The sequence below is a fragment of the Mycobacterium sp. SMC-14 genome, assembly GCF_046250075.1.
Classification (GTDB): Bacteria; Actinomycetota; Actinomycetes; order Mycobacteriales; family Mycobacteriaceae; genus Mycobacterium.
On record NZ_CP176429.1, the window covers coordinates 3,169,623 to 3,195,562 of the forward strand.

A 25,940-nucleotide genomic window follows, 5' to 3' on the forward strand; every position below is an offset into this window, starting at 1 on the left:
CGGGACGCCCGCTAGGACGCCGACGCGCTGCCGAATTCCACCGGCATAGCATCGATCCCGTTGATCCAGGGCAGCACGGACCGCGACGGGCGATCCAGCTGGTGGATGTCGGGAATGATGTCGGCCAGCGCACCGAAGATCAGATTGATCTGCATGCGGGCGAGGTTCGCACCGATGCAATAGTGCGCTCCGGGAGCCCCGAAACCCAGGTGGGGGTTGGGGCTTCGCAGGATGTTGAACGTGAAGGGGTCCTCGAACACCTCGTCGTCGTAGTTGGCCGAGCCGTAGAACATGCCGACCCGCTGGCCCTTGCGGATCTGCACTCCGCCGAGCTCGACATCGCGTAACGCCGTGCGCTGGAAGGAGATGACCGGCGTCGCCCAGCGGACCACTTCCTCGGCCATGGTGGTGGGGCGTTCGGCGACGAACAGCCGCCATTGGTCGGGGTGGTCGAAGAACGCCAGCATCCCCTGCGAGGTGGCGTTGCGGGTGGTCTCGTTGCCGGCCACCATCAGCATCATCACGTAGTAACCGAATTCCAGTGCGGTCAGCTCCTCACCGTCGATGGTCGCGGTCACCAGGGCCGTCGCGATGTCATCGCGCGGGTGCGCCTTGCGATCTTCGGCCATTTGATAGGCGTAGCCCAACAGTTCGGCGGAGGCCTGGAGCCCGTCGGCTCCGGCATCCGGTTCGCCGTTGCCGCCGCCCACCAGCCGATTGCTCCAGTCGAAGACCTGCTGGCGCTCATCCGCCGGGACACCGATCAGCTCGCAGATGGTGGCCAACGGGAGCTGCGACGCCACCTCGGTGACGAAGTCGCCGGTGTTGTGCGCAGCGGCGGCCGTGACGATCTCTCGGGCTTGGCGGTCGAGCGAATCCCGCATACCGGCGACCACGCGGGGCGTGAATCCCCGTGACACGATCCGGCGCAGCTTGGCGTGCTTGGGTCCGTCGAGAAAGAGCATGATGTTGTCGCGACTGGCGTCGTGGAGTTCTTGATTGTTCGTCGTGTTCGTCCGGATCAGCGAGGTGTTCTCGTGTGAGGAGAACACCTCGTCCTGCAGAGACACCGCCCGGACGTCGGCGTGCTTGGTGACGACCCAGTAGCCCTCGTCGGGGTAGCCGGAGGCGCCGAAGGGCTGGGCGTTCCACCAGATCGGTTCGGTCTTGCGCAGGAGGGCGAACTCCTCGTGCGGGATGCGCTCGGCGATGAGTGCGGGGTCGGTGAAGTCGAACCCCTCCGGCAGCAGGTGCTGTGTCTCGGTCATCGTGCTCCCTCTCGCTCTACCAGCGGTTGCCACGCCAGGCCTGCACCGGCGCTGTTGATGTAGCCGCCCGACGGGGCGGCGAAATGTGATCCGAGCAGCAGTGCCCGCTCATCGGCGACCCGGCGCAACAAGTCCAGCCGGCTGGCGCGAGCAGCGCGCGGGTCGGCGTCGGGCAGGGCACTGATCTCGGGGTCGCCGATCTGGACCGGATGGTGCACGACGTCGCCGCTGATGTAGGCCACGGCGCCGACGGACTCGATGCGCACCGACACGTGACCAGGGGTGTGGCCGGCGGTAGGGACGAGCCGGATGCTCTCGGTCAGCCGATGATCCGGCGCTACCAACCGGAGCCTGCCGTGCTGGGCCAACGGGTCGACGCATTCGGGCGCCACCCGGTCCTCACCGGTGAATCCGCACCAGTGCGCGTGCTCGGCCTCGGTCACCAGATAGTCGGCGTGGGGAAACGTCGGCACCCACTGCCCCGCCTGCTCCACGGTGTTGCGACCGGCGTGGTCGCGGTGCAGATGCGTGCACACCACCGCCGTGATGTCGTCGGGACCAAATCCGGTGGCCGCCAACGACTCCTCGAAGCGATCCGGCAGGTTCCGGGTCCGTAGGAAGCTCTCGGCGAAGCAGGTGTCGACAAGCACCCGCGACGTCTCGGACGCGATCAGATAGGACTGGATCGCCATCAAGATGTTTCCCGCCGCGTCGGAGTACTCCGGCAGCGAGTCGTCCGCACAACGCTCGGGTGCTCCCGCGAAAAGCCGGGCGGGCGGGATCGGGATGACCGCCTGCAGGACCGCGTGGATGTCAACGTCGCCGACAGTCCAATGCTGCACGCTACGGTCCCCTTCTCGCAGCGCGATCGTATGCCACGAATCATTTGGAAGTGAGCGATTCGACGAGAACCGGATCCGTACGGCCTGATCTGGCACACTCGACTCGTGGCAGCACCCACCATCCGCTTTCGGCGGCTCGCTGAACAGGTCGCCGACGAGCTCCGTCGGCGCATTCTCGCCGGCGAGCTGACCGACGACCACGTGCTCCCCAAAGAGGACGAACTCCTGGTCGAGTTCGCCATCAGCAAGCCGTCATTGCGCGAAGCCATGCGCATCCTCGAGGCCGAGGGACTGCTCACGGTGCGCCGCGGAAAGCGGGGCGGCGCGGTGATACATCGACCCACGCCAGCAAACGTCGCCTACACCATGGGCCTGGTACTGGGCTCACAACAGGTGAGCCTGGCCGACGTCGGGACCGCGCTGCTGCAGGTCGAACCGGCCTGCGCGGCACTGTGCGCGCAGCGGCCGGACCGAAAAAGCACGGTGGTGCCCATTCTGCGCCGGTTGCACGAGGAGTCGGTGGCCGCGGTCGACGACCTGCAAAAGGCCACCTCCGCCAGTCGCCGCTACCATGAAGCGCTCGTCACGCACTGCGGCAACGCCACCATGCTCGTGATGGCCGGTGCGCTCGAAGCCCTGTGGTCCGCTCACGAGCAAAGCTGGTCAAGTCAGGTCACCGACCATTCGACGGTGCCCGTTCCGGAGCGGCGCGCCGTCTTGGAGGACCACCGCCAGGTGATCGATGCCATCGATGTCGGCGACGCCCAGCGGGCCCGAGACCTTGCCGCGGCGCACCTGTTGCATGCCCAGCACTACCCCGGCCGCACGGGGATCGTCGACCCCGCCATGGTCCGGCCCCGTGGCTTCTCCAACGCTGCGGACGCCCAGCACTGACGAACTCCTCGACAGCGTTGACGACGCCCCTTATTTCCATATGATTTGTTCATGACGGAGTCCGTCGACGTCCAGTGCGCCCGTCCCGGCGGTTCAGCGGTCTGGTCGCCGTCGGTGGTCCCGCCGATCGGCGTCGAGCTGAGCAACCCCCAGGCGCTGGCCATCGCGTTTCGCCATCTCGCCGGAATCGGCTTCGCCGAGAACATGGCCGGTCACATCACCTGGCAGCCCCACGGACAGACCGAGATGCTGGTCAATCCGTGGGGACTGTGGTGGGCAGAACTCACCGCCTCCGATATCTGCACCGTCGACGAAGACGCCCGCGTCGTCGCGGGCCCCTGGGACGTCACCCCCGCCATTCATATCCACACCGAGTTGCACCGCGCCCGCCCGGACGCACGCGTGGTGATCCACAACCATCCCTACTACGTCAGCCTGCTGGCGTCGCTGCAGACGCTGCCCGAACTCGTCCACCAGACCGGGTCGCTCTTCCTCGACGACCTGTGCTTCGTCGACACCTACGACGGCGAGGTGGACACCGCTTCGCGAGCCCGGGATCTGGCCGGCCGCATCGGTAATGCGAACCTGACGATCCTGGCGTCGCACGGGGTGATCGCCACCGGGAGCACGCTGGCCGAGGCGGTTTATCGGTCGGCGACCATCGAGCGAGTGTGCAAGCTGGCTTACCACGTCATGTTGACCGGCCGGAAGCCCACGCCGATGAAGCGATCCGACATGGCCGGGATGCAGGCGTCGCTGATCGAACGTGCCGCAGACGTGTACTGGGCCGGCGCGGCCCGCATGACCATCAAGGCCGACCGGCATGTGCTCGACTGATCCCCCACGCCCGAAGACTGAGGTTCGCAGGTGAAATCAATCGACGAGCTCAGCTCAGACCTGAGCTTCACCACCGCCAAGGCCGGAGCAGAGCGCACCGTGACCTTCCTGCCGGAACCGCCACGCGCGCAACGCCGCTACACGGTGATCTCAGTAGACGACCACATCGTCGAACCCCCGGATACCTTCCTCGGACGAGTGCCGCGCAAACTGGCCGACCGGGCGCCGCGGGTCGTCGAGACCGAAGCCGGCGGCCAGACCTGGATGTACGACGGCCAATCGCTGCCCAACGTCGGGTTCAACGCGGTGGTCGGGCGTCCGGTGTCGGAGTACGGCTTCGAGCCGGCCCGCTTCGACGAGATGCGCCGCGGCGCCTGGGATATCCATGCACGCATCAAGGACATGGACATCAACGGCGTCTACGCCTCGCTGAACTTCCCCTCCTTCCTGCCCGGGTTCGCCGGCCAGCGCCTGCAGCTGACGACCGGCGACCGTGAGCTGGCGCTGGCCTCGGTGCGAGCGTGGAACGACTGGCACCACGAGGTATGGGCCGGCTCCTACCCCGACCGCATCATCGGATGTCAGCTGCCCTGGCTGCTGGATCCCGAGGTCGGAGCGGCCATGATCTACGAGAACGCCGAAAGAGGATTCCGCGCCGTCACTTTCAGTGAGAATCCGGCCATGCTGGGACTGCCGACCATCCACTCCGGGCACTGGGACCCGATGATCGCCGCCTGCGCCGACACGGGCACCGTGGTCAATCTGCACATCGGTTCGTCGGGCACCTCACCGTCGACCACCGATGACGCCCCGCCGGACGTCGCCGGCGTGTTGTTCTTCGCCTATGCCATCTCCGCCGCGGTCGACTGGCTGTACTCGGGGTTGCCCAGCCGCTTCCCGGAGTTGAAGATCTGCCTGTCCGAGGGCGGGATCGGCTGGGTCGCAGGTCTGTTGGACCGCCTCGACCACATGCTGAGCTATCACGAGATGTACGGAACCTGGAAGGCGCTCGGCGAGACGCTCTCCCCGGCCGAGGTACTGCAACGCAACTTCTGGTTCTGCGCGGTCGAAGATCAGTCGTCGTTCTGTCAGCACGAGCGCATCGGCACCGACCACATCATGCTGGAGGCGGACTACCCGCACTGCGATTCGTCGTGGCCGAACACCCAGCAGGTGATTCACGAGGAGATCGGCAACCTGCCTTCCGACGTGATACGAAAGTTCACCTGGGAGAATGCCTCTCGCCTCTATCAGCATCCGGTTCCCGAGGCGGTCCAGCACGACCCGGATGCGTTCTGACCGATGGCAGCCACCGCGTCGCCGCTGCGTATCGCGGTGCTCGACGATTACCAGGGCATCGCCGAGACGGTGGACTGGACGCCCATACCGCGGCCGGTACATCTGCTCGCGATCCGCGAACACCTCGCTCCCGGTGACGAATTGGTGGCCCGGCTGGCCGATTGCGAGGTGGTGGTCGCGATGCGCGAACGCACGCCGATCGGCGCCGACCTGCTGTCCCGGCTGCCGTCGCTGAAATTGCTGGTCACCACCGGGCCGTTCAACGCCGCCATCGACGTGGCCGCCGCCCACCGACTCGGGATCACCGTGTGTGGGACCGGGGGCACCATCACGCCGACGGTCGAACTCACCTGGGCGTTGATCCACGCCCTGCAACGTCATCTGATCGTCGAGGACGCGGCACTGCGCGCCGGCCGATGGCAACAGACCGTCGGCGCCGATCTCGCCGGAGCGACGCTCGGGCTGGTAGGGCTGGGCCGGATCGGCCGGCTGGTCGGCGCGGTCGGACACGCCTACGGCATGCGAGTGACGGCGTGGAGCCCGCATCTGACCGCCGAGCGCGCCGCCGAGGCGGGGGCGCAGCTGCGGGACCGCCGCAGTCTGTTCGAGACCGCCGATGTCGTGTCGATCCACATGGTGCTCTCCGCGGCGACGCGGGGACTCGTCGGTCGCGATGAGCTGTCCGTGATGAAACCCAGCGCGATCCTGGTCAACACCTCGCGCGGCGGGCTGGTCGACGAGGCCGCGCTGATCGACGCTCTGCGCACCGGCCGGATCCGCGGCGCAGGGCTCGACGTCTACGACCAGGAGCCGCTGCCGGCCGAGCACCCATTGACCACGCTGGGCAACACCGTGCTGACCCCGCACCTGGGCTACGTGACCGAGAAGTGCATGAACGTGTTTTACCGCGATATCGTCGAAGACGTCGCCAGTTACTGTGCCGGCACTCCGCGACGCCTGGTGAAATCTTGACCGCACCGGTCACCCAAATTCCGATAACAGCTATTCATAACAGAACTGTCGCGCCGGACTAACGGTTCAACAAATAAATTCTCGTCAACAATATTCGAAGACAATCCCGCAATAGAAAAGGCCCGCGAACGCAATGTTCGCGGGCCTTTTCTGCCACGTGCTATTTAGTACCGCCGGCCAAGCCGATAGGGGCGCTGATGGCGTCTGTCATCAATCCCGCGATAGGACTGGCGGCGGCGGCTCCGGCCGGCCCCGGCGCCACCAGCGGCACGGGTGGCGGCAGTCCGGGCACCACCGGAATCGGGGCGATCGGAATAGGAGGCACCGGACCCGGTAGCCCCATCGGGACAGGCCCAGCAAGAGTGGTCAGGTCTGCTGCGCACGGCACCGCGCCGGCCGCTCCGACCACGCCGGCAGGCGCCCCGCCGTCACCGGCTGTTTGAGCGACCACACCACCCGCGCACACCGGCCCCCCAAGGGGCAGGGGCGCAACGGGAACGGCACCGGCCTGGCCGCTGAAAAACAACCCGCTCGCAGATATGCCGATACCGGCGAATATCGCTTTACCGAGTCTCCCGAGGCTCTTCACGTAAACTCCGATGATTAGTATCCAGTCCCCCCGGACACGCAATCTTTCGATTGCAAAGGAACCGTATCACAGGCTTGTAAGTCACCGGGCCGGCCAATTGACTCGTTAGGGTAACGATGCGACTCGGCGGCCGTGACACTGCGTTTACCAAACGATCTGGTCACAATTCCGCGCGATCGGCGCAGAGTGAACGGAATACCCATCGAAATGAGTGGAGCTAAGGGGACTCGAACCCCTGACCCCCACACTGCCAGTGTGGTGCGCTACCAGCTGCGCCATAGCCCCGCGTTGTCGTGCTCATCGAAGCTACACCACAGCCACACCAAGGTTCAAAACAGCTCCTCAGTCGGCCTGTGTTCAGGCCGGATGCTGGGTCTGATGCAGCCCGTACGGCACCGCGTCGAGCAGCGTCACCGTCACGTTGGCCCCACTGGGCACCTGGTAAGTGCGCTCCTCCCCCGGCCGTGCTCCGGTGATCGCCATGCCCAGCGGCGACTGCGGCGAGTAGACCTCCAACCCACCCTGGTCGTCGTCGCGCACCCCGAGCAGGAAGGTCTCGGTGTCCCCGTCGCTGTAGCGGACGGTGAGCACCATGCCGGGCTCGGCGACCCCATCGTCCGGCGGATCCTGCCCGACCACCGCGACCGCCAACAGGTCGTGGATCTGGTGGATCCGGGCCTGACGAGCTTGTTGTTCATCTATGTCCTCGCTGCCCGAAGCAGCCTGCGGCGCAGACAGTTCCGCCAACTCCGCCAGCAGCCGGTCCTTGGCCTGCTGGGTCATCCAGACGCCGTGCGTATCAGTCATCGACAGTTCTCCTTTACAACAGCATTTTGATTCGAAACTCACCGACCCAGACGGGTCAGCGCAAGGGATCGAGGTCACGCAGCACGGCGGATTGCTTGCCGGTGGTGATCTGCTCGGCCAACAATCGGCCTGTCACGGGGCCATGCGTCATGCCCCACATGCCGTGCCCACCAGCGACGTAGACGGTTCGCGGGCACACCTCCCCCACCAGGGGCCGGCCATCGGGGCTGACCGGGCGTGGGCCCACCCACACGTCGGTGCGCTCCTCCCAGCGCACGCCGTCGAGCAGGGGGCGGGTGGCGGCGACGATCGCTTCAACGCGGGCCGGGACGATCGGGCCGTCGGGGTCGCCGAACTCCATAGTGCCGGCGACTCGAAGGCGGGCGTTCAACGGCGTGCAGGCCACCCGGGCATCGGGCAGGTAGATCGGCCCCGTGACCGGCCCATCCACCGGCACGGAGAAGGAGTAGCCGCGCCCGGCCCGCACCGGCACACGGATCCAGCGTGCTGCCAGCCGTGACAACCAGGCGCCGCTGGCGATCACCGCCGCATCCGCCGTCAAAGTCGCGCCGTCGCTGCTGGTCACGGCCACGCCGTCACCGTGGGGCGACACGTCGGCGACATCGAGAATGTGCAGGACGGCACCGCGCTGTACCACCGTGCGCCCCAGCGCGGTCACGAACCGGCCTGGGTCAAGGAAGCGCTGACCGTCGATCTGCACCCCGGCGGCAACCGCCGCGGATGCCAGCGGCACCCGCTCAGCCAGCGCCGCGCCGGTCAGTTCGGTGCCGAACACCGGCTGGCCGGCCTCGGAGAACCGGCGCAGCTCGTCGAGCAATCGCTCCGCGTCGGCGGAGGTGCGGAAAATCGCGGTGATCGGAGCATCGGTGACCGGGGCGTCTACCCCGTTGGCGAGCAGAACGTCATAGGCCTCAATGCATTCCGCGCTCAGGGGTGCGTTGGCCCGCACCGCGCGCCGCCAGGCTGCGGGACGGCTGTTCGCGGCGAAGCGGGCCAAGAAAGTCCACAGTGCCGGGCCGGCGTTGAGCGGCACCTGCAGCGGCGCGGTCCGGCTCAGCAGGGACCGCAGCCCGAAGCGGAGGTTGGCCGGCTCGTTGAGCGGAATCGCCAGTGCCGGGGAGATCCAGCCGGCATTGCCCCACGAGGAACCGGCCGCGACTCCGACCCGGTCGACCACGGTGACTTCGACACCGCGCTCCTGCAGAAACCAGGCGGTGGACAGCCCGACGACGCCGGCGCCCACCACGATCACCGATCGTGGCGCGCCGTCGATTCGGTTGGCCGCACCCATCTCTCCATGATGCGACTGCGCTCAGACGCCCGGTTTAACCGAATCACACAACAGCAGCGTCAGTGTTTGTCGAGTTCCGACATGTCACCCGCCGCGAGCTCGATCATCGCCGCGAATCGGGTGCGCGGATCCTCCAGCCCCAGTGGCGTGACCTCGGCCATCTTGCGCAGCCGGTAGCGGACCGTGTTCTCGTGCACGCCCAGCTGCTCGGCGGCCCGTGCCAGATCACCCTGGGCGTCGAGCCAGGCCCGCAGCGTGGCCACATACGGCGTGTTGTGGGCCGCGTCGTGATGACGCAGCTCTGCGACCGGCCCGCGGGTCGGCACCCGTCCGGCTCGCGCTGCGGTGTGCAGCCGGCGCAGCACGATCTTGTCCCAGGACTCGTCGTAGGCCGGCGCTACGCCGCCGGTTGGCCCGGCCTCGTGCAACGCGAGGCATTCTTCGGCCTCCCGGCGGGCGGCGGCCAGCTCGGCGACGGTGGCAACCGCACTGATCCCGGCCAGCACGCTGGCGTGCGGCGGCAAGACGGCGGCCAGGCCGCTCACCCACTGCCGGGCGGCGGCGGCATCTTCAGCCGGCAGCAGGGTGTAGACCGTGTTGGCGGCCAGTGCGCTGCGGCCGGGCCGCGACCAGCCGAACCCGGTGGTGACGGCCTCGAAAGCCAACAGCAGCCCGGCATGCGGTTGCGTGGCGATCCGGGTGTGCACGGCGATCACCCGCAGCGGGGCTTGCGGCAGTCCCAGCCTGGCGACCAGGGCGACCGCGTCGGCCGGCTCCGTTCGCTCATCCAAAAGCCGGGTCACCCAATCGGATTCGACTTGACGCTCCAAGTCCGCGCTGGCCCGTGACCGCAGCACGTGCAATGCCACCGTACGAGCACCATCAGCGAGGGCGGTCAGCCGCTCACCGCTCAATGGGTCCGGGCAGGCCACCCATACCGCACCCAGCAGCTCTCGGCCGGCGCGCACCGCCACGACCATCCGGCCGGTCAAGCCGTGCTCGGGATCGGCACCGACGTACAACGGTTCGTCGTGAAGGTCCAAATGCGCTATAACACCGCGCTTTTCGAACAGCTCCCGAAGCGGTTCGGACTCCTGCCGGTTCAGGATCGTCGCCGAACGCGCCGGGTCGGCGTACCGCTGGCCACGCGAGTAGGCCAGCACCCTGCCCAGCTGATCCTCGATGGTGACCGCACCGGCCACCGCTTCGGCCAGGCTGTCGGCCACGGCGAACAGATCCGTTGGCCCGCGTCCCGATTCGGTCTCCCGGCCTTCGAGCACCAGCCCGTAGACCACCGCGGCCAGCTCGCTCCAGGACACCGCCGCATCCACCACCAGCACGGCCAGCGACTCGCCCTCCCCCACGAAGGAGGTCTTGTCCTCGACGTCGCGCACCAGCACGGCGACGGCCTTGGCGGCCACCGCCCAGCGCACCGCCTCTTTTACCGAGCGGGCGCCGACCGCCAGCAGAACGTCGCCGACGACGACGCGCTCACCGGTCACCTCGTGCATCACGACACTGCTCAGCCGCGTCGTCCTCGGAATGGAGCAGAACCTCAGCCGAACCCCGTAGCTGCCCACCACGTTGACCAGCCGGTCCAGTGTCACCATCAACCGAGCCTAGCCACGTCTCATCGGCCAGCCCGCCGATCGGGTTGCTCGCCCTGGTCTCCGGCGCCCACACCCACGTGAGCGCCGCCACCAGCAACACCCCACCACTGATCGCAAAACCCCACTCGAAGGACAGCCGCTCGGCGATCTGGCCGACCGCAAGCGAACCTACGATCGATCCGAAGTCGGCCATCATCTGGTACGTCGCCACCGCGGTGCCCGCCCGGGCCTGGTTGCCGACCAGGTCGGAGATGACGGCCTGCTGCGGCGACCCGTAGATCCCCGAGGCCACCCCGGTCAGGTACGCCACCACCAGAAACACCACCAGCGAGGCGCTCGCGCCCAGCAAGACCGTCGTGACGCCCGATGCCGCCAGGCCGGCGATCAGCAGCCCCTTGCGACCGATCCGGTCCGAGAGCTGGCCGCTGGGCAACACCGCGCAGACATTGCCGATCCCGACCATCGCCAGCGTCAAGCCGGCGAAGGAGGGCCCTCGGCCCAGGACTTCGGTGACGAACAACGGCACCAACGCAACCCGCAGACCGAAGACCGACCAGCCGGTGGCGAAGTTCGACAGTAGCGCCGAGCGGTAGGCACGATTCCCCAGCGCGGTCCGCACCGACACGGTGGGCCCGGTCGACTCGGCCGCCTCGGCCAAATGCGAGTGGCGCAGGCTGACGAAGACGCCGGTGGCCGTCACGATCAGCACCGAACCGTAGAACAAGAACGGCGCGCTGAGGCCGAAACCTGCTGTCAGGCTTCCCAATATCGGTCCACCCACGGTGCCCAGCAGGAACGCCGTGGCGAACAGCCCGGCGACGCGGCCGCGAGCATCCTCCGGGCTGATCCGGATCATCAGGCCCACCGCGGCGATGAAGAACATCGTCGATCCAATGCCGCCGAGGGCACGGAAGAACAGCAGCTGTCCGTAGGTCTGCACGAAGGCACAGGCCGTGGTGGACACCGAGACGATCAACAGGCCGGCCACGTAGACCCAGCGCTCACCCAGCCGTTGAACCAGCAGTCCGCTGACCGGAGCGAAGAGCAATCGGGTCAGCGCGAACGCGGTGATGAGGAAGGTCGTCGCGGAGATGCTCACCCCGAAATGGCGCGCGTAGACCGGCAGCACCGGCGACACCAACCCGTAGCCGAGCGCGATCAAAACGTTGGCGACGAGCAGTACCCAGATCTCCCGCTGCAGCCGCGGTTTGGCGGCCGGGGAGTCGTAGGTCACCCGATAACTTTAGACAGCCTCGGTAATCTCTGAATCGGGAGGCTTGACCATGAACCACGCCGTCGATGCGGGCCCCGATCACTCGTCGCCGCGGCCGGTGCTGCTGCAGCTGTGGGAGCAGTGGGTCGCGTTCAAACCGTTCGCCGTAGCCGGCGCTACCGCGATCGTGCTCGGGGGTGCGATAGCCGCCGCCATCGCGGCCCCGGCGCCCACCCGTCACGGGGTCTGGGCGGTGGCCTACCTGGTCCTCGTGCTCGGGGCCGGCCAACTGGCGATCGGGGCCTGCCAAGCATTGCTGCCGGCCATCTCGCCGTCGCCGCGCGAGGCAACGCTGAGCGCCGCGGCGTTCAACCTCTCCGGAGCCGCCATCGTGCTCGGCGTGGTCACCGACCACGTCGCGGTGTTCTACGCGGGTTCTGCGCTGCTGTTCGCCGTGCTGGTCTGGCTGCTCTACCGGGTTCGGCGCAGCACACGGCGGGGTTGGGCGCTGCTCGCCTACCGGTTTTTGCTGGCGGCGTTGGTGGTGAGCATTCCGATCGGGATGGCGATCACCACCGCGGGCCGCAGCTAGTCACTGCCGGGCAAGCAGCTTGGCCAACACCGCCGCGTGACTTCCGTCCACGTCGCGGCTCGCCGTCACCAGGGTGACGGTCTTCTTGCCGCGGGCCAGCGCGCGCAGACCGGCGAACCCGGCGGCCCCCTTGTCGGTCTGCAGTTCTTCTTCGTAGCGGCTGAGGAACTCGTCGAACCGCTCGGGCTGGTGGTTGTACCAATGGCGCAGTTCGTTCGACGGCGCCGCGTCCTTGTACCAGTGCCCCACCCGGGGGTCGTCCTTGCGGAAGCCCCGCGGCCACAGTCGATCGACGAGGATTCGTTCACCTTCCTCGGCACCGGGCTCGTCGTAAACACGGGCGACTCGGAAGGTGGTTTGGGGACTCATACCCCAGGCTATCGCCGGCCCGCGGCGCATGTCAGCCGTCACTTCCCACCACCATCGACGAGTTCGAAGTTAGCTTAGGCAATGCTATCTTGTCGATATTTACAGTTCCGCTCGTAGAAATTGGTGGCCGGCGTGGACGGTGGTTGGATCGCATCTCCCCCAGAGGTGCATTCCGCGCTGCTGAGCGCCGGGCCCGGTCCCGGTGCCCTGCTGGCTGCCGCCGGCGCCTGGTCGGCGCTGAGCACCGAGTACGCGGACGCGGCCACCGAACTGATCAGCGTGCTGAGCACCGTCGGATCAGCGGTCTGGCAGGGCCCCAGCGCGGAGAACTACACCGCGGCGCACGCGCCGTACCTGCAGTGGCTGATCCGCGCCAGCATCGAAAGCGCCCACGCCGGAACCCAGCACGAAGTCGTCGCGGCCGCCTACAGCACCGCCCTGGCCGCCATGCCCACCCTGGCGGAGCTGGCGCTCAACCACACCGTCCACGGCGTCTTGACCGCCACGAATTTCTTTGGCATCAACACCATCCCGATCGCCCTCAATGAGGCCGACTACGCCCGCATGTGGGCGCAGGCCGCCTCCGCCATGGCGACCTACGAGGCCATGGCCGGCGCTGCCCTGACGTCGCTACCCGGCACGGACTCGCCGCCGCCGATCCTGGCCGCAGACACCGGAACCGGTGGCGACGACGAGCCGACGGATCCGATCGAGGAGGCCAACCGCTGGTTCTGGTTCATCTTCTGGAACATCGTGTTCTGGTCGACGTTCCTGTTCATCGTGACGATTCCGGTTCGGATCCCGATCGTGCTGCCGTTGCTGATCAACGCCATCAACGACTTCATCGCATCGATGCAGGTGCCGCCACCGGAGCCGGTCATCGAACAGCCCGCACCACCGCCCGTCGCGGTACGGCACCCGATCGCGGCCCGACCGGCCCACGAGCCGGTCGCCGTTGCCGTCGGTGTCGCGAGCGCTATCGCCGGTTCGGCGGGGACATCCTCCGGCCCGGCCGGCGCCACGACCACCGGGCCGGCGCTACCGGTAAGCGGCGCCGAATCGCTGGCCTATCTGGTGACCGGCGGCCACGCCGAAGGCTTCGGCCCCACCTTGACCGACCGCGACCGGTCCCCAGCGCCGGCCGCGGGCGCCTGCGCGGCGGTCTCGGCTCGCGCCCCGGCGGCGCGCGCACCGCTGCGGTCCCGGCGTCGCCGTCGCGCCCAGATGAAGGAATACGCCGACGCCACCATGACACTGGATGCCGACGTCACCGCATCACCCGACGAAGCGACCAGACCCGCCGGCTCGGATTCCGGCGCGGGAGCGCTGGGATTCACCGGGACAGCGCAGCGCAGCGACGCGGGGGCAACAGGACTGGCCCGGTTGCGCGGCAACGTTTTCGGTTCGGGCCCGGCGGTGCCGCTACTGCCCGAAACCTGGGATCACGACTCGGACGAGCGGTCGCCGTTCTAATTGCTCGGCCGCGAACCGAACCGGCGCCGGCCTCGCGCCGCGAAGGCACGCATGGCCCCCAGCGCCACCCCCATCCGGCGCTTCGACGACGGGTACCACAGCAGTTCGGACTTCTGGGTGGGCAGCCGCGGCGACGTAATGGCTTGCTGCCGACAGTATTTGATGATTCCAGACGCGCCACCGGCACGATAGCCGATGCCGGATTCCTTCCAGCCGCCCATCGGCAACCCCGGACAGAAGACATTGACCAAGGCATCGTTGACATTCACCGCGCCCACTTCCAGCCGACGGGCCAGCCGCTCGCCGCGGCGCTTATCGCCCGTCCACACCGTGGCCGACAATCCGTACGGCGAGTCGTTGGCCAGCCGGACGGCCTCGTTCTCGTCGGCGACCTTGATCACCGGCAGGGTCGGTCCGAAGGTCTCTTCGGTCATGCATGTCATGGACGAGTCGACGTCGGCGATCACGGTCGGCGCGAAGTACGTCCCCACGCCGGTTGCCTTGCCGCCCGTGACCACCCGTGCCCCGGCGGCCGTCGCCTCCTCGACATGGCGCGCCACGATGTCGCGTTGCGCTTCGGTCGCCATGGCACCGGTGTCACCGTCCTGGCCCTGCTGCACCTCACCCACCCGGGCGGCCAGCTTCGCGACGAACTCGTCATAGACCGGGGCTTCGACGTACACGCGCTCCACCGACACACATACCTGTCCGGAGTTGAACATTCCGCCCCACGCAATGCCGTTGGCGGCGCGGTCGAGGTCGGCGTCGGCCAGCACGATCGCCGGGTCCTTGCCGCCGAGCTCCAGACCGTAGGGAATCAGCCGCTGCGCGCAGGCCACCGCGACCTTGCGCCCGGTGGCCGTCGACCCGGTGAACTGCAGGAAGTCGGCGTGTTCGATCAGCGCCTGGCCGGTGTCTCCGTAGCCGGTGGTCAGGCCGAGCACTGGCGGGGCACCGATCTCGGCCCAGCCGCGCACGAACTCGACCGCCGACAGCGGCGTCACTTCGGAGGGCTTGAGCAGCACGGCCGCACCGGCCGCCAAAGCCGGCGGCACGTCGAGGCCGGGCATCGCGAACGGGAAGTTCCACGGCGTGATGATCCCGACCAGCGGGTAGGGGCGGTAGGCGGTGGTGAACCGCTTGACGCGATAGAGCGGGCTGTGCGCCTTGGGATGCCGGTCGGCGAGAAACTCCTTGGCGTTCTTGGCCCAGTAGCCGATGGCGTCTGCCGTGGCGACCGCCTCCAGGCTGGCGTCGACGTGCGATTTCCCGGTCTCGGAGATCAACACCTCGGTAATGCGGTCGGCGTTGTCCAGGATCCAGTCCTGCCAGGCCAGCAGCCAGCGCTTGCGGCCCGTCGGTCCGAGCGCCTCCCATTCCGGTTGGGCTGCAATGAGTTGGGCGGCCTTGGCGGCCACCGTCTGGGGGTCGTCGATCGGCACGGTGCCCGACACAGCCCCGGTCGCGGGGTTGTGCACGGTGATCATCGACTCGGCCCTGGATTGCACTGCGGTCATGTTGCGCTCCCGATCTAGAACCTGCGGAAAGGCTGTGACCTCGCCGTAGCTGATCGTCGGTTGCTGCCTGGGAATTTGTCAAGGTCAACCGTCGCGGAAACTTTGCCCGAGGCGCCCGGAGTACAGGGAAATCCCTGTATCCGATCGGTGCGAAGTCGCCTACTGTCCGAAATCAGCAGATCGTCACGCTGGGACTGGAGAGGCCGATGACTAATTGGGTATGGACGCGTTGTCGCCGATGGGTTGGGCGCTTCGTCGTCACCACTGCCAAAGCCGTCTCGGCCGGGACTGCCGCGGGCATCGTCCTCGCCTGTGTACCGATGGCCTGGGCCGACCCGGAGCCCTCAACCCAGCAGGAGCCGGCCGAGAACCAGGAACAGCAGGACGAGCAGCAGCAAAAGGGATTCTCGCCGCCGCGGCCCGATGCTCCCGACAACAACCCATCCAACGCCAACCCGCCGAACAACCCCACCAACAACGACGCCTCCAAGAAGGGCGACCTGGCGGACAAGAACTGTTGGATGTACAGCACCGGTCCCGAATGGTTCGCGCCCGGAGCCATGCCTAGGCCGGGCCTTCCCGGGGAGAAGGTCTGGCCGTGTTATTACGTGGCGGGGCTGCCGCCGCACTAGGACTCCACTATCCAGGGCAACGCATATCGCGGGTTGGACCGCCGGTCTCCGCTCATGAAAGTGCCGGTGTTCTATCGGTGGAACCAGCGGGGAGGGCGCTATTGGGCGAGGTATCCCCCGTCGACGGGCAACACGACGCCGGTGATGAAGGAGGCATCGTCGGAAGCGAGGAAGACTATGGCACTGGCAACTTCGGCCGGTTCGCCGATACGGCCCATCGGGTGCATGCGCTCGACCGCCGCCAAATACGCTGAGCCACCCGGCTCCTCCGGGAACCGCTGGACCCGCTCGGTGCGAATCGTCCCGGGGGCAACGGCGTTGACTCTGATTCCCCGATCGGCCCACTCGACCGCCAAGTGCTTGGTCAAACCGCTGGCGATGAACTTAGCGGGCCCGTAGGCCGCCTGCCGCTTCTGCCCGGCCAGGCCCGAGATCGACGAGAGGCACACGATCGCGCCGCCGCCGGTTGGCAGCATTGCCTCGATTGCGAATTTGCACGTGAGGAACATGCCGCGGCCATCGATGGCCATCACGTTGTCCCAGTCGGTGGCGGTCACCTCTTGCGCATCGCCGAGCGGGATGATGCCGGCGTTGGCGACCAGCACATCGAGCCGTCCGAATCGGTCGACCGCCGCGCCGATCATTCTCTGCGCATCATTCTGGACCGAGACGTCGCCGACGACTGTCTCGACCTGCCCCCCGGCTTGGCGCAGTTCCTCGGCGAGCGCCAGCAGCGGCTCGCCTTGAATATCGGTCACGACCAGACGCGCACCTTCGCGTGCGAAGAGCACGGCGGTGGCCCGGCCGATGCCAAAGGCTGCCCCGGTGATCACAGCCGACTTTCCGAGGAGGCGTCCTCGTCCTTCGGTTACGCCGTCCGTCATCTGCGCATCATCTCGGTCAACACTGCCCCTACTTCTTTGTGCGCCGAACTTCTCAACGCGATAGATGGCCACTCGATTTCGCGTGAGCGCAGGCAGGTGTGGAGCCCTGGGCTATATCGCGATCGAGGCCTCGCCACAGGGCGGGACGCGAACAGGATAAGTCCGAGCGGATGATCCCCCGGCGCAATCGCCGCCGTGAGGGAGGAAGCGAGAGCCAGGTGCCTCGGTTGAGGTTGAGCTGAAACGGGGGCGGGCCAGGACTTTTCGTCCTGGCCCGTCCCGTTTCTTCAGTTGTGGAGCTGCCGGGAATCGAACCCGGGTCCTACGGCATTCCCTCAAGACTTCTCCGTGCGCAGTTCGCTATGTCTCTACTTGGATCTCCCGGTCACGCGAACAAGCCGAGATGACGATCCCAGTCGCTGTTGGTGTCCCGATACATCCCGCGACCGGACGTATCGGTGGATCCCTCTAGTCGATGCCAGGGTCCGGGCCGAGGGAGCTCCCGGTCTGACAGGCCCGCCTCGCTTAGGCAGCGAGGGCGAAGTCGCTCTGAAGAGCGACCTTAGCCGGCGTAAGTGCCTTGGCGCTTACTTGTTTACAGCGACGCTTACGGTGGTCTCCTGCCTGCACCGGCACGCTTCCCTTGATTCGACACACGCAGTCGAAACCTTTCAGCCCCCTGTCTTGGGTAATTGCCCACCGACCGTCGGCGGACACTTCATGGTACGCGGTCTACAACGACGAACCGATGTCCGTTCATTCCATCGGCGCCGCACCGTCACCGGGCGGTGATCATCGCCACCGCCACCGCCGCCAGCACCATGCCGAGCACCTGTCCGCGGTGCACCCGCTCGCGCAGCACCACAATCGCCAGCACCACCGTCACCGCGGGAAACAGCGAGATCAGCACGCTGGCCAACGACAGGTCCGATCCGCGCAGCGCGAGCAGCATCGCGACATTGGCTGCGGTATCCGACAGCCCCGCCACCAGCGCCAGCTTCAAGGGCCTGCCGGTGGGCACGCGCAATTCACGCGCCCCGGTCGCCGCCGTGAACACCAGCAGCGCGGCTGCCACCCGCGCGAATGCCAACGGCCACAGCCCGGAGTCGTCCGGCGCCTCGTGGATGAACACGAAGTCCAACCCGAACGCCACGCCGGCTCCCACGGTCAGCCAGGCCACCTTGCGGGTGAAGCGGTGCGGCCGGATGTCTTCGTCGGTGGCCTGCCGGCTCACCAGGACCACCGCCAACAGCGCCAGCGCGATCCCGCCGTCGGCTACCAGCCCGGGCCGCTCCCCCTGGATCAAGCCGATCCCCACCGGAACGCCGGCCGTCAACACCGCCGAAATCGGAGATACCACCGAGATGGGCCCGGCACCCAACGCGGCGTAGAACCACCAGCCACCCAGCCCCAGCGCGACACCGGAGGCCAGGCCCCAGCCGATCGCGCCCAGGGGAATCGGTCCGCCCACCGCAATGGCGAGCGTGCCCAGCAACACCAGCGCCACCGGGTAGGAGACCAGCACCACCCGCAGTGCGGGTACGCGGCGCGCGGCGAGGCCACCGGCGAAATCGCTGACCCCGAACCCGGCCGCTGACAGCAGCGCCAGGACGGCGCCGGTCACATGCCCTTGGCGCGCCGACCCAGCGCCCGGGTGACTTCGCGTTGTGCGTCGCGCTTGGCGAGGTCCTGCCGCTTGTCGTGGGCCTGCTTACCGCGCGCCAGCGCCAGTTCGACCTTCACCTTGCCCTCGGTGAAGTACACCGACAGCGGCACCAGGGTGAGATTGCCGTCGCGGATCTTGCCGATCAGCATGTCGATCTGGCGTCGATGCAACAGCAGCTTGCGGGTGCGGCGCGGTTCGTGATTGGTCCAGGTGCCGTGGTGATACTCGGGAATGTGCATGTTGCGCAGCCACACTTCGCCGTCATCGACGGTGGCGAACGCATCGACCAGTGAGGCCTGACCGGCTCGCAGGCTCTTCACCTCGGTGCCCACCAACGACACCCCAGCCTCGTACACGTCCAGAATCGAGTAGTTGTGGCGTGCTTTGCGATTCGACGCAACGATCTGTTTGTCCGGCTTCTTCTTGCTGCCCTTGTCAGCCGCTTTCTTAGCCATCGCTACCGCCGCACGTACAGCCGAAGCGTCACGTACGCGGTCGCTCCGGCCATCGCCGCGCCCAACAGCAGCAGGATCGGCGAGATGTAGAGGATGTCGGCATAGTCGATCCGCGCGATCAGGTGCGCTTGATAGAACTGGCTGAGCGCATTGTCGAGGAACGCCGCTCGCACCACAAGAAGCCCGATGATCGCAATGATCACGCCCACCGTCGCGGCCAGCACCGCCTCCACCAGGAACGGCAGCTGGGTATACCAGCGACTGGCGCCCACCAGACGCATGATGGAGACCTCAGTGCGCCGCGTGTAGGCGGCGACCTGAACCATGTTGGCGATCAACAGCACCGCCCCGACCGCCTGCACCAGGGCGACCGCGAACGCAGCACTGCTCAGTCCGTCGAGCACGGCGAACAACCGGTCGATCAACTTCTTCTGGTTGAGCACGCTGAGCACGCCCGGCTGACCCTGCATCGCGGCGTCGAAATCCTTGCTCTGCTCCGGATTCTCCAGCTTGACGATGAACGACGCCGGGAACGAGTCCTTGCTCGCCACATCCTTGAACTCGGGGAACTTGCGGATGGCGTCGGCATACGCGTCATCAGAGTTGAGGTAGCGCACCGACTTCACGTCGTTGCGGGTCTCGATCTGCTCGCGCAGCGCCTTGCACGCCTGGCCCTCGCAGTTCGGGTCATCGGCGGCAACGTCGGGGTCCAAGAACACCTGCGACTCCACCCGGTCCAGGTAGATGCTGCGGGACTGGTCGGCCAGACGCACCACCAGCAGGCCACCACCGAACAGACCGATCGAGATGGCCGTGGTGAGGATCATCGCCACCGTCATGGTGACGTTGCGGCGCAGGCCGGTCAGGACCTCGTTGAACAGGAATCCAAAGCGCACGTCAGCGGTCCATTCCGTAGACGCCGCGCTGTTCGTCGCGCACCAGTCGTCCCAGTGATAGTTCGACGACGCGCTGGCGCATCGAGTCGACGATGTGGTGGTCGTGGGTCGCCATCAGCACCGTGGTTCCGGTGCGGTTGATCCGCTCCAGCAGATCCATGATGTCCTCACTCGTCTCCGGGTCCAGGTTTCCGGTCGGCTCGTCGGCCAGCAGCACCAGGGGCCGGTTGACGAAGGCCCGGGCGATCGCCACCCGCTGCTGCTCACCGCCGGACAGCTCGCCCGGCAGCCGGTTCGCTTTGCCGGACAACCCGACCATCTCCAGCACCTCGGGGACCACCCGGTTGATCATCTCCGGCTTCTTGCCAATCACCTCCAGGGCGAACGCAACGTTCTCGAACACGGTCTTCTGCTGCAGCAACCGGAAGTCCTGGAACACGCACCCGAGCACCTGGCGCAGGCTCGGGATGTGGCGGCCGGGCAGCTTGTTGACGTGAAACTTCGACACCTGAATATCGCCCGAGGTGGGCGTCTCCTCGGCCAGCAGCAGCCGCATGAACGTCGACTTGCCCGACCCGGACGGGCCGATCAGGAACACGAACTCGCCCTTGTCGATCTTGACGTTGACATTGTCGAGCGCCGGACGGGCCGACGATTTGTACTGCTTGGTGACATGGTCGAGCGTGATCATCACGGCACGCAGTTTAACCGTGCGAGACGCCCGGGCCGGGCGGGGACGCGGGTGTTGCCGGGCCGGGCTGGGCCGGGGGCTGCGCAGCGCCGGGCGGTGCCGCAGGCGGCGACGGCTCGGGCGGCGGTGGGTTGGGCGCCGGTTCCACCGGCGGGGCGGGCGCAGGCGGAGGACACAGCGGCGGACAGAACGGGAATCCCGGCACCGGTGTCGGGGTCGGAGCTTCGCCGGGCGGCGGCTCGGTCGGGGCGGGGGTCTCGGTGGTGGTGGGCGTGGGTGTGACGGTCTCGGTGATGGTCACCGGCGGCTGTTGCAGCTTGGTACGCGGCACCCAGGTATAGGCCGGGTCGGGGATGAAGCCCGGCGGCACCACCTGCGGGGCGGGGGGCGGCGTCGGCTCTTCCCGGTAGGTGTCATAGACCCACCACACCGCGGCGAAGGCGATGATCAGCGCCGCCGTGGAGGTGCGGACCCGGCCGCCGAACAGATGCGCCGGCCATTTCCATCGCTTGCCGTCTGCCGCCTCCGGCTGCTCCGGGGTGTCGGCGGGCTTTCTGATGCTGAGTTTCACAGTGTCTCCACCGGCTTCACATCACCGGCGGTGACGACGCCGGCCGACGCCAATGCTCGCACCACTTGGATGCGCAGCCGGCGTCCTACCTCGAATTGCTTCCCGGGCAGGGTGCGGGCCACCATCCGCAGGTTGACGACGCCGAGTTCGATGCTTTCCACTCCCATGATCGACGGCTGGTCCAGCAGCAGGTCTCGCAGCGGCGCGTCGGCCTCGCGGGCGTTCTCACATACCTGATGCAGTACCTCGTTGACCCGTGTCAGGTCGGCACTGGTGGGTACCGGGATGTCGACGACGGCGCGCGCCCAGTCCTTGGACAGGTTCAGCGACCGCACGATGTTGCCGTTCGGGACGTTGTAGACCTCGCCGTTGGGGGTGCGCAGCTTCGTCACCCGCAGCGTGACCTCTTCGACGGTCCCGAGCGCTTCGGTCGGCGCTCCCACCATGGACAGCTGCACCAGATCGCCGAAGCCGTACTGCTTTTCGGTGATGATGAAGAAGCCGCTCAGCAGGTCCTGCACCAGCTTCTGGGCACCGAAACCGATCGCGCCACCCAGCACCGCGGCCGGCCCCACCAGGGAGCCGACCGGAATGTCGAGGATGCTGGTGATCTGGACGGCGACCATCACGCACAGCAGCACCACCGACACCCAGGAGATCACCGAGGCGACCGCCTGGCGGTGCTTAGAGGCCTCCGAACGCACCAGCGCGTCGCTGGCCGCAAAGCCACGTTCCAGCCGCCGCGTGACGCGGCGCGCCGCCCAGGTGATGAACCGCGACGCCAGCACCGCCCCGATCAGCAGCAGGACGATCCGCAAGCCTTTGGTGATGACCCACTCGCCGATCTGACCGCGCCACAGCTCGTGCCAGCGTTGTCCCGGGGCGAAGGCCAAGACCATGCGCTCAGTCGCCTTCAGGCCTGTTGCGCCAGCGGATCCCTGCCTCCAGGAAGCCGTCGATGTCACCGTCGAGCACCGCGGCCGGGTTGCCCACCTCGAACTCGGTCCGCAGGTCCTTGACCATCTGGTACGGGTGCAGCACATAGGAGCGCATCTGGTTGCCCCACGAGCTGCCGCCGTCGCCCTTGAGCGCGTCCATCTCGGCGCGCTCCTCAGAGCGCTTGCGTTCCATCAGCTTCGCCTGCAGCACGCGCATCGCCGAAACCTTGTTCTGCAACTGCGATTTTTCGTTCTGACAGGTGACGACGATCCCGGTGGGGATGTGGGTGAGCCGCACCGCCGAGTCGGTGGTGTTCACCGACTGTCCGCCGGGCCCGCTGGAGCGGTAGACGTCGACTCGGACGTCGCCCTCGGGGATGTCGATGTGGTCGGTGGTCTCCACCACCGGCAGCACCTCGACCTCGGCGAACGACGTCTGCCGGCGCCCCTGGTTGTCGAACGGGCTGATCCGCACCAGCCGGTGGGTGCCCTGCTCCACCGAAAGGGTGCCGTAGGCGAAGGGCGCGTGCACCGCGAACGTGGCGCTCTTGATCCCGGCCTCTTCGGCGTAGGAAGTGTCGAACACCTCGACGCCGTACTTGTGCTGCTCGGCCCAGCGGATGTACATCCGCATCAACATCTCGGCCCAGTCTGCGGCGTCCACGCCGCCCGCACCGGAGCGGATCGTGACCAGCGCCTCGCGCTCGTCGTACTCACCCGAGAGCAGGGTGCGCACTTCCATGGTCTCGACGTCGGTTCGCAGCGACGCGAGCTCGGCGTCGGCTTCGGCCAGGGCATCGGCAGCGGCCGCGCCCTCTTCCTCGGCCGCCATCTCGTAGAGCACCGGCAGGTCATCGAGGCGGCGGCGCAGTTCCTCCACACGGCGCAACTCCCCCTGCGCGTGCGACAACTCACTGGTGACGCGTTGGGCCCGGGCCTGGTCGTCCCACAGATTCGGGTCGGACGCCTCGTGCTCGAGTTTGTCGATACGGCTGCGCAGTCCGTCGACGTCCACCACCCGCTCCACCGTGGTCAAGGTGGTGTCGAGGGCGTCGATGTCAGGCTGGCGGTCTGGTTCCACGTTTATCGAGGTTACCGGCGGCCACTGGCGTGCGACCTCTAGCATCGGGGTTACGCGGGTGCATGAACGACTTCCGAGGAGAAAGAAGGTTCGAGGATGCGGCCCTACCACGTCGCGATCGTCGGCTCCGGTCCCTCCGGCTACTTCGCTGCAGCATCGCTGCTCAAGCTGGCCGCCGGCGGTGCGGTCGACGTGCGCGTCGACATGCTGGAGATGCTGCCGACGCCGTGGGGCCTGGTGCGCTCGGGAGTGGCGCCGGATCATCCGAAGATCAAGTCGATCAGTGCGCAGTTCGAAAAGACCGCGGCCGATCCTCGATTCCGGTTCTACGGCAACGTCACCGTCGGCGAGCACGTGACGCCCGAGGAACTGGCCGAGCGCTACGACGCGGTGATCTACGCGATCGGCGCGCAGTCGAATAGGCAACTGGGCATTCCCGGGGAGGACCTGGCCGGCAGCGTGGCCGCGGTGGACTTCGTCGGCTGGTATAACGCCCATCCACACTTCGTCGACCACGCACCCGACCTGACCTGCAAGCGCGCCATCGTGGTCGGTAACGGCAACGTGGCCCTGGATGTGGCCCGCATCCTGGTCAGCCAGCCCGACGAACTGCGCCGCACCGACATCGCCGACCACGCCCTGGACCTGCTGGGTCCGCGCGGCATCGAAGAGGTGGTGATCGTCGGTCGGCGCGGCCCGCTGCAGGCCACGTTCACCAGCCCGGAGCTCCGCGAACTCGGCGATCTCAAGGGCCTCGACGATGTCGACGTGGTGATCGACGCCGCTGAGTTCGCCGGCATCACCGACGAGGACATCGAGGCGGCCGCCAAACATCCCAAGCAGAACGTCAAGGTGTTGCGCACCTATGTCGGACGCGAATTGCGACCGGGTCATCGCCGAATCGTGTTCCGGTTCTGCACATCTCCGATCGAGATTCGCGGCGACGGCCGAGTCGAGGAAATCGTGTTGGGGCGCAACGAGCTGACGACCGACGAGCAGGGCCGGGTCAGCGCGCACGACACCGGTGAACGCGAGGTGCTACCGGCTCAGCTGGTGGTGCGCTCGGTCGGATATCGCGGCGTACCGATGCCCGGACTGCCGTTCGACGAACGCAGCTGCACCATCCCACACACCGACGGGCGCATCGAAGGCACCAGCAATCAGTACGTGGTCGGGTGGATCAAGCGTGGACCTTCAGGGGTGATCGGTTCCAACAAGAGCGACTCGCAGGCCACCGTCGACACGCTCGCCGCGGATCTGGCCGCCCGGGCAGCGCAAACCGGTCTACCCGACGTGGACGCCGACTACGAAGCCCAACTGCACCGGTGGCTGCTGTCTCGCCAACCGGACCTGGTCACCGCCGAGCACTGGCAGCTGATCGACGCCCACGAGCGGTCCACCGGTGAGCCGCATGGCCGACCCCGGGTCAAGCTGGCCAATGTCGCCGAGATGTTGCGAATCGGGCATGGGCTGAACTCGGAGGAGCCGTGTCCCGAGTGTGACTCCGGCGACCTGACGTGCTGCACAGTGCCAGTACCGGAGTCACACTCGCGGTAGTTACCGGTTGGATCCGGCCATGGTCATCCGCCACACGATCGGATATGCGGTAACGAAGCCCAACCACATTCCGACCCACATGAGCAGCCAGAACGCCATCGTCGCGTGGCCGTAGTGCAACACGAAGGCCACCAGCATCATGACGGCACCCATGCCGACGTCGAATGCGAGGACCGCCGGCACCGAGATCCGCACGGCCTTCCACAACCGCCCGCGCGCCGTGAGGTCGCCAGCGGAAAGCGCCAGGACGTGGTACTCGAAGGCGGTCAGCAGCGGCAGCGCGAATACTGCGATCAGCAGGATCATCGGCCACACGGCCCTACCGGCAATGGTCATGCCGGCACCCATGACTATCGGCACCGCGAGACCGTGGCCGATGAAGGAGGCCACGCCGCCGGGGATGGTGTGGAGCGCCACGGTGGCCGGCCGCTCCAATTGCGGGCGGTCTCCGTGTTGCTCTTGCCATCGTGGCGTGGACGGCCGCCCCCACCTGCAGTAGGCCCACAGCGCCAGCGGACCCGCATAGATCGCGGTGATCGCCCACACGACGCCCATCGCCGGTACCGATTGCCGATACCGGCGAAGGTAGATGTCGGCCAGGATGATCAGCGCAATGAGTGCTCCGACGACGGTGACCACCCAACCGGTCACCGTCACCCAGGTCGGCGGTCCTGCCATGTCAGCCATTCCGGCCATGCCGGCGTGCTGCGGGTTTCTCATGCCACGACCTCCGTGGCGACGACGTGTGGGGCTGGCCCGCTGGATTTGGGCGCAGGGATATACCGCGCAATGTTCATAAGGTTCTCGTTTCTGCAGTGTCAGCCGCGGACGGTGCGCGGCAATTGAATCGGCACAGTGACAGTCGGCGGGCGCAACGAAGCGCACCGCGCTAGCACTGACCTATCAGCAACGACAGATGCAGATCCGGCTCAAGATGTTTCGGCCTAGGTAATCGTTGATCGCTCGGACAGGGAC

The 25,940-nt window shown here is 67.2% G+C and carries 24 protein-coding genes, 1 tRNA gene, 1 other RNA gene and 1 pseudogene; 8 read left to right on the forward strand and 19 right to left on the reverse strand.

The features are described 5' to 3' along the window. Positions 1 to 11 precede the first annotated feature (11 nt). A complete protein-coding gene (locus tag ACKY0W_RS14975) occupies positions 12 to 1,268 on the reverse strand; it encodes a cytochrome P450 (protein ID WP_409434705.1) in 1,257 nt (418 codons plus the stop codon). Further along, a complete protein-coding gene (locus ACKY0W_RS14980) occupies positions 1,265 to 2,110 on the reverse strand; it encodes an MBL fold metallo-hydrolase (protein WP_409434706.1) in 846 nt (281 codons plus the stop codon). Before ACKY0W_RS14980 ends, ACKY0W_RS14975 begins: the two co-directional genes overlap by 4 nt. A 105-nt stretch (positions 2,111 to 2,215) precedes the next feature. On the opposite strand from ACKY0W_RS14980, the gene ACKY0W_RS14985 reads away from it, so the two are divergent. The 4 genes from ACKY0W_RS14985 to ACKY0W_RS15000 are packed head-to-tail and all read left to right on the forward strand — an operon-like array spanning position 2,216 to position 6,112. Further along, positions 2,216 to 3,004 (forward strand): FadR/GntR family transcriptional regulator, encoded by a 789-nt coding sequence (locus ACKY0W_RS14985; protein WP_409434707.1) that lies wholly within the window; start codon positions 2,216 to 2,218, stop codon positions 3,002 to 3,004. 51 nt (positions 3,005 to 3,055) lie between these two features. After that, positions 3,056 to 3,841 (forward strand): class II aldolase/adducin family protein, encoded by a 786-nt coding sequence (locus ACKY0W_RS14990; RefSeq protein ID WP_409434708.1) that lies wholly within the window; start codon positions 3,056 to 3,058, stop codon positions 3,839 to 3,841. A gap of 30 nt (positions 3,842 to 3,871) precedes the next feature. Continuing rightward, the gene (locus ACKY0W_RS14995; protein WP_409434709.1) at positions 3,872 to 5,140 is read left to right on the forward strand and encodes an amidohydrolase family protein; all 1,269 of its coding nucleotides are present in this window, start codon (positions 3,872 to 3,874) and stop codon (positions 5,138 to 5,140) included. 3 nt (positions 5,141 to 5,143) lie between these two features. Further along, positions 5,144 to 6,112 carry a D-2-hydroxyacid dehydrogenase family protein gene (locus ACKY0W_RS15000; RefSeq protein WP_409434710.1) on the forward strand — a complete coding sequence of 323 codons (969 nt, stop codon included), beginning with the start codon at positions 5,144 to 5,146 and terminating at the stop codon, positions 6,110 to 6,112. 801 nt (positions 6,113 to 6,913) lie between these two features. Here the strand turns inward: ACKY0W_RS15000 and ACKY0W_RS15005 are convergent. The 5 genes from ACKY0W_RS15005 to ACKY0W_RS15025 form a co-directional block, all read right to left on the reverse strand. Further along, positions 6,914 to 6,986, reverse strand: a tRNA-Ala gene (locus tag ACKY0W_RS15005). Between the two features lie 72 nt (positions 6,987 to 7,058). Then, entirely contained in the window at positions 7,059 to 7,508 is a 450-nt protein-coding gene (locus tag ACKY0W_RS15010) for a GreA/GreB family elongation factor (RefSeq protein WP_409434711.1), read from the reverse strand. A gap of 55 nt (positions 7,509 to 7,563) precedes the next feature. Next, positions 7,564 to 8,820 (reverse strand): NAD(P)/FAD-dependent oxidoreductase, encoded by a 1,257-nt coding sequence (locus ACKY0W_RS15015; RefSeq protein WP_409434712.1) that lies wholly within the window; start codon positions 8,818 to 8,820, stop codon positions 7,564 to 7,566. Positions 8,821 to 8,879: 59 nt separating this feature from the next. Beyond that, a complete protein-coding gene (locus ACKY0W_RS15020; RefSeq protein ID WP_409434713.1) occupies positions 8,880 to 10,430 on the reverse strand; it encodes a PucR family transcriptional regulator in 1,551 nt (516 codons plus the stop codon). Beyond that, the gene (locus tag ACKY0W_RS15025; protein ID WP_406757525.1) at positions 10,312 to 11,664 is read right to left on the reverse strand and encodes an MFS transporter; all 1,353 of its coding nucleotides are present in this window, start codon (positions 11,662 to 11,664) and stop codon (positions 10,312 to 10,314) included. Before ACKY0W_RS15025 ends, ACKY0W_RS15020 begins: the two co-directional genes overlap by 119 nt. A 49-nt stretch (positions 11,665 to 11,713) precedes the next feature. Here ACKY0W_RS15025 and ACKY0W_RS15030 point away from each other — a divergent pair, with 49 nt between their 5' ends. Next, the gene (locus ACKY0W_RS15030) at positions 11,714 to 12,235 is read left to right on the forward strand and encodes a hypothetical protein (protein ID WP_409434714.1); all 522 of its coding nucleotides are present in this window, start codon (positions 11,714 to 11,716) and stop codon (positions 12,233 to 12,235) included. Here ACKY0W_RS15030 and ACKY0W_RS15035 read toward each other — a convergent pair whose 3' ends face one another. Then, a complete protein-coding gene (locus ACKY0W_RS15035) occupies positions 12,236 to 12,604 on the reverse strand; it encodes a DUF488 domain-containing protein (protein WP_409434715.1) in 369 nt (122 codons plus the stop codon). Between the two features lie 132 nt (positions 12,605 to 12,736). Here ACKY0W_RS15035 and ACKY0W_RS15040 point away from each other — a divergent pair, with 132 nt between their 5' ends. After that, positions 12,737 to 14,077 (forward strand): PPE family protein, encoded by a 1,341-nt coding sequence (locus tag ACKY0W_RS15040; RefSeq protein WP_409434716.1) that lies wholly within the window; start codon positions 12,737 to 12,739, stop codon positions 14,075 to 14,077. On the opposite strand, the gene ACKY0W_RS15045 is transcribed toward ACKY0W_RS15040, so the two are convergent. After that, positions 14,074 to 15,594: an aldehyde dehydrogenase family protein gene (locus tag ACKY0W_RS15045; protein ID WP_409434717.1), complete on the reverse strand. Its 1,521-nt coding sequence runs from the start codon at positions 15,592 to 15,594 to the stop codon at positions 14,074 to 14,076. The genes ACKY0W_RS15040 and ACKY0W_RS15045 overlap by 4 nt on opposite strands. A 206-nt stretch (positions 15,595 to 15,800) precedes the next feature. Here ACKY0W_RS15045 and ACKY0W_RS15050 point away from each other — a divergent pair, with 206 nt between their 5' ends. Next, positions 15,801 to 16,226, forward strand: a complete 426-nt coding sequence (locus ACKY0W_RS15050; protein ID WP_409434718.1) for a hypothetical protein — start codon at positions 15,801 to 15,803, stop codon at positions 16,224 to 16,226. A gap of 98 nt (positions 16,227 to 16,324) precedes the next feature. Here ACKY0W_RS15050 and ACKY0W_RS15055 read toward each other — a convergent pair whose 3' ends face one another. The 9 genes from ACKY0W_RS15055 to prfB form a co-directional block, all read right to left on the reverse strand. After that, the gene (locus ACKY0W_RS15055) at positions 16,325 to 17,110 is read right to left on the reverse strand and encodes an SDR family NAD(P)-dependent oxidoreductase (protein ID WP_409434719.1); all 786 of its coding nucleotides are present in this window, start codon (positions 17,108 to 17,110) and stop codon (positions 16,325 to 16,327) included. Between the two features lie 291 nt (positions 17,111 to 17,401). Continuing rightward, positions 17,402 to 17,789: a transfer-messenger RNA gene (gene ssrA, locus ACKY0W_RS15060) on the reverse strand. 99 nt (positions 17,790 to 17,888) lie between these two features. After that, positions 17,889 to 18,734, reverse strand: a complete 846-nt coding sequence (locus tag ACKY0W_RS15065) for an EamA family transporter (RefSeq protein WP_409434720.1) — start codon at positions 18,732 to 18,734, stop codon at positions 17,889 to 17,891. Then, positions 18,731 to 19,231 carry an SsrA-binding protein SmpB gene (gene smpB / locus ACKY0W_RS15070; protein ID WP_024442487.1) on the reverse strand — a complete coding sequence of 167 codons (501 nt, stop codon included), beginning with the start codon at positions 19,229 to 19,231 and terminating at the stop codon, positions 18,731 to 18,733. The genes ACKY0W_RS15065 and smpB overlap by 4 nt, the downstream gene beginning before the upstream one ends. A gap of 2 nt (positions 19,232 to 19,233) precedes the next feature. Then, a complete protein-coding gene (gene ftsX, locus ACKY0W_RS15075; protein WP_409434721.1) occupies positions 19,234 to 20,127 on the reverse strand; it encodes a permease-like cell division protein FtsX in 894 nt (297 codons plus the stop codon). Between the two features lies 1 nt (position 20,128). Further along, complete coding sequence (gene ftsE, locus ACKY0W_RS15080) at positions 20,129 to 20,818, reverse strand: cell division ATP-binding protein FtsE (RefSeq protein WP_024442485.1); 690 nt, start codon at positions 20,816 to 20,818, stop codon at positions 20,129 to 20,131. Positions 20,819 to 20,831: 13 nt separating this feature from the next. After that, positions 20,832 to 21,377: a hypothetical protein gene (locus tag ACKY0W_RS15085; RefSeq protein WP_409437800.1), complete on the reverse strand. Its 546-nt coding sequence runs from the start codon at positions 21,375 to 21,377 to the stop codon at positions 20,832 to 20,834. Between the two features lie 8 nt (positions 21,378 to 21,385). Then, the gene (locus ACKY0W_RS15090; protein ID WP_409434722.1) at positions 21,386 to 22,288 is read right to left on the reverse strand and encodes a mechanosensitive ion channel family protein; all 903 of its coding nucleotides are present in this window, start codon (positions 22,286 to 22,288) and stop codon (positions 21,386 to 21,388) included. Positions 22,289 to 22,292: 4 nt separating this feature from the next. Then, positions 22,293 to 23,408, reverse strand: a complete 1,116-nt coding sequence (gene prfB / locus ACKY0W_RS15095; protein ID WP_406757534.1) for a peptide chain release factor 2 — start codon at positions 23,406 to 23,408, stop codon at positions 22,293 to 22,295. Between the two features lie 96 nt (positions 23,409 to 23,504). Between prfB and ACKY0W_RS15100 the strand changes: the two are divergent. Then, a pseudogene (locus tag ACKY0W_RS15100) lies at positions 23,505 to 24,875 on the forward strand (FAD-dependent oxidoreductase); the annotation flags it as partial. 90 nt (positions 24,876 to 24,965) lie between these two features. On the opposite strand, the gene ACKY0W_RS15105 reads toward ACKY0W_RS15100, so the two are convergent. Further along, positions 24,966 to 25,685 (reverse strand): DUF4396 domain-containing protein, encoded by a 720-nt coding sequence (locus ACKY0W_RS15105; protein ID WP_409434723.1) that lies wholly within the window; start codon positions 25,683 to 25,685, stop codon positions 24,966 to 24,968. Positions 25,686 to 25,940 lie beyond the last annotated feature (255 nt).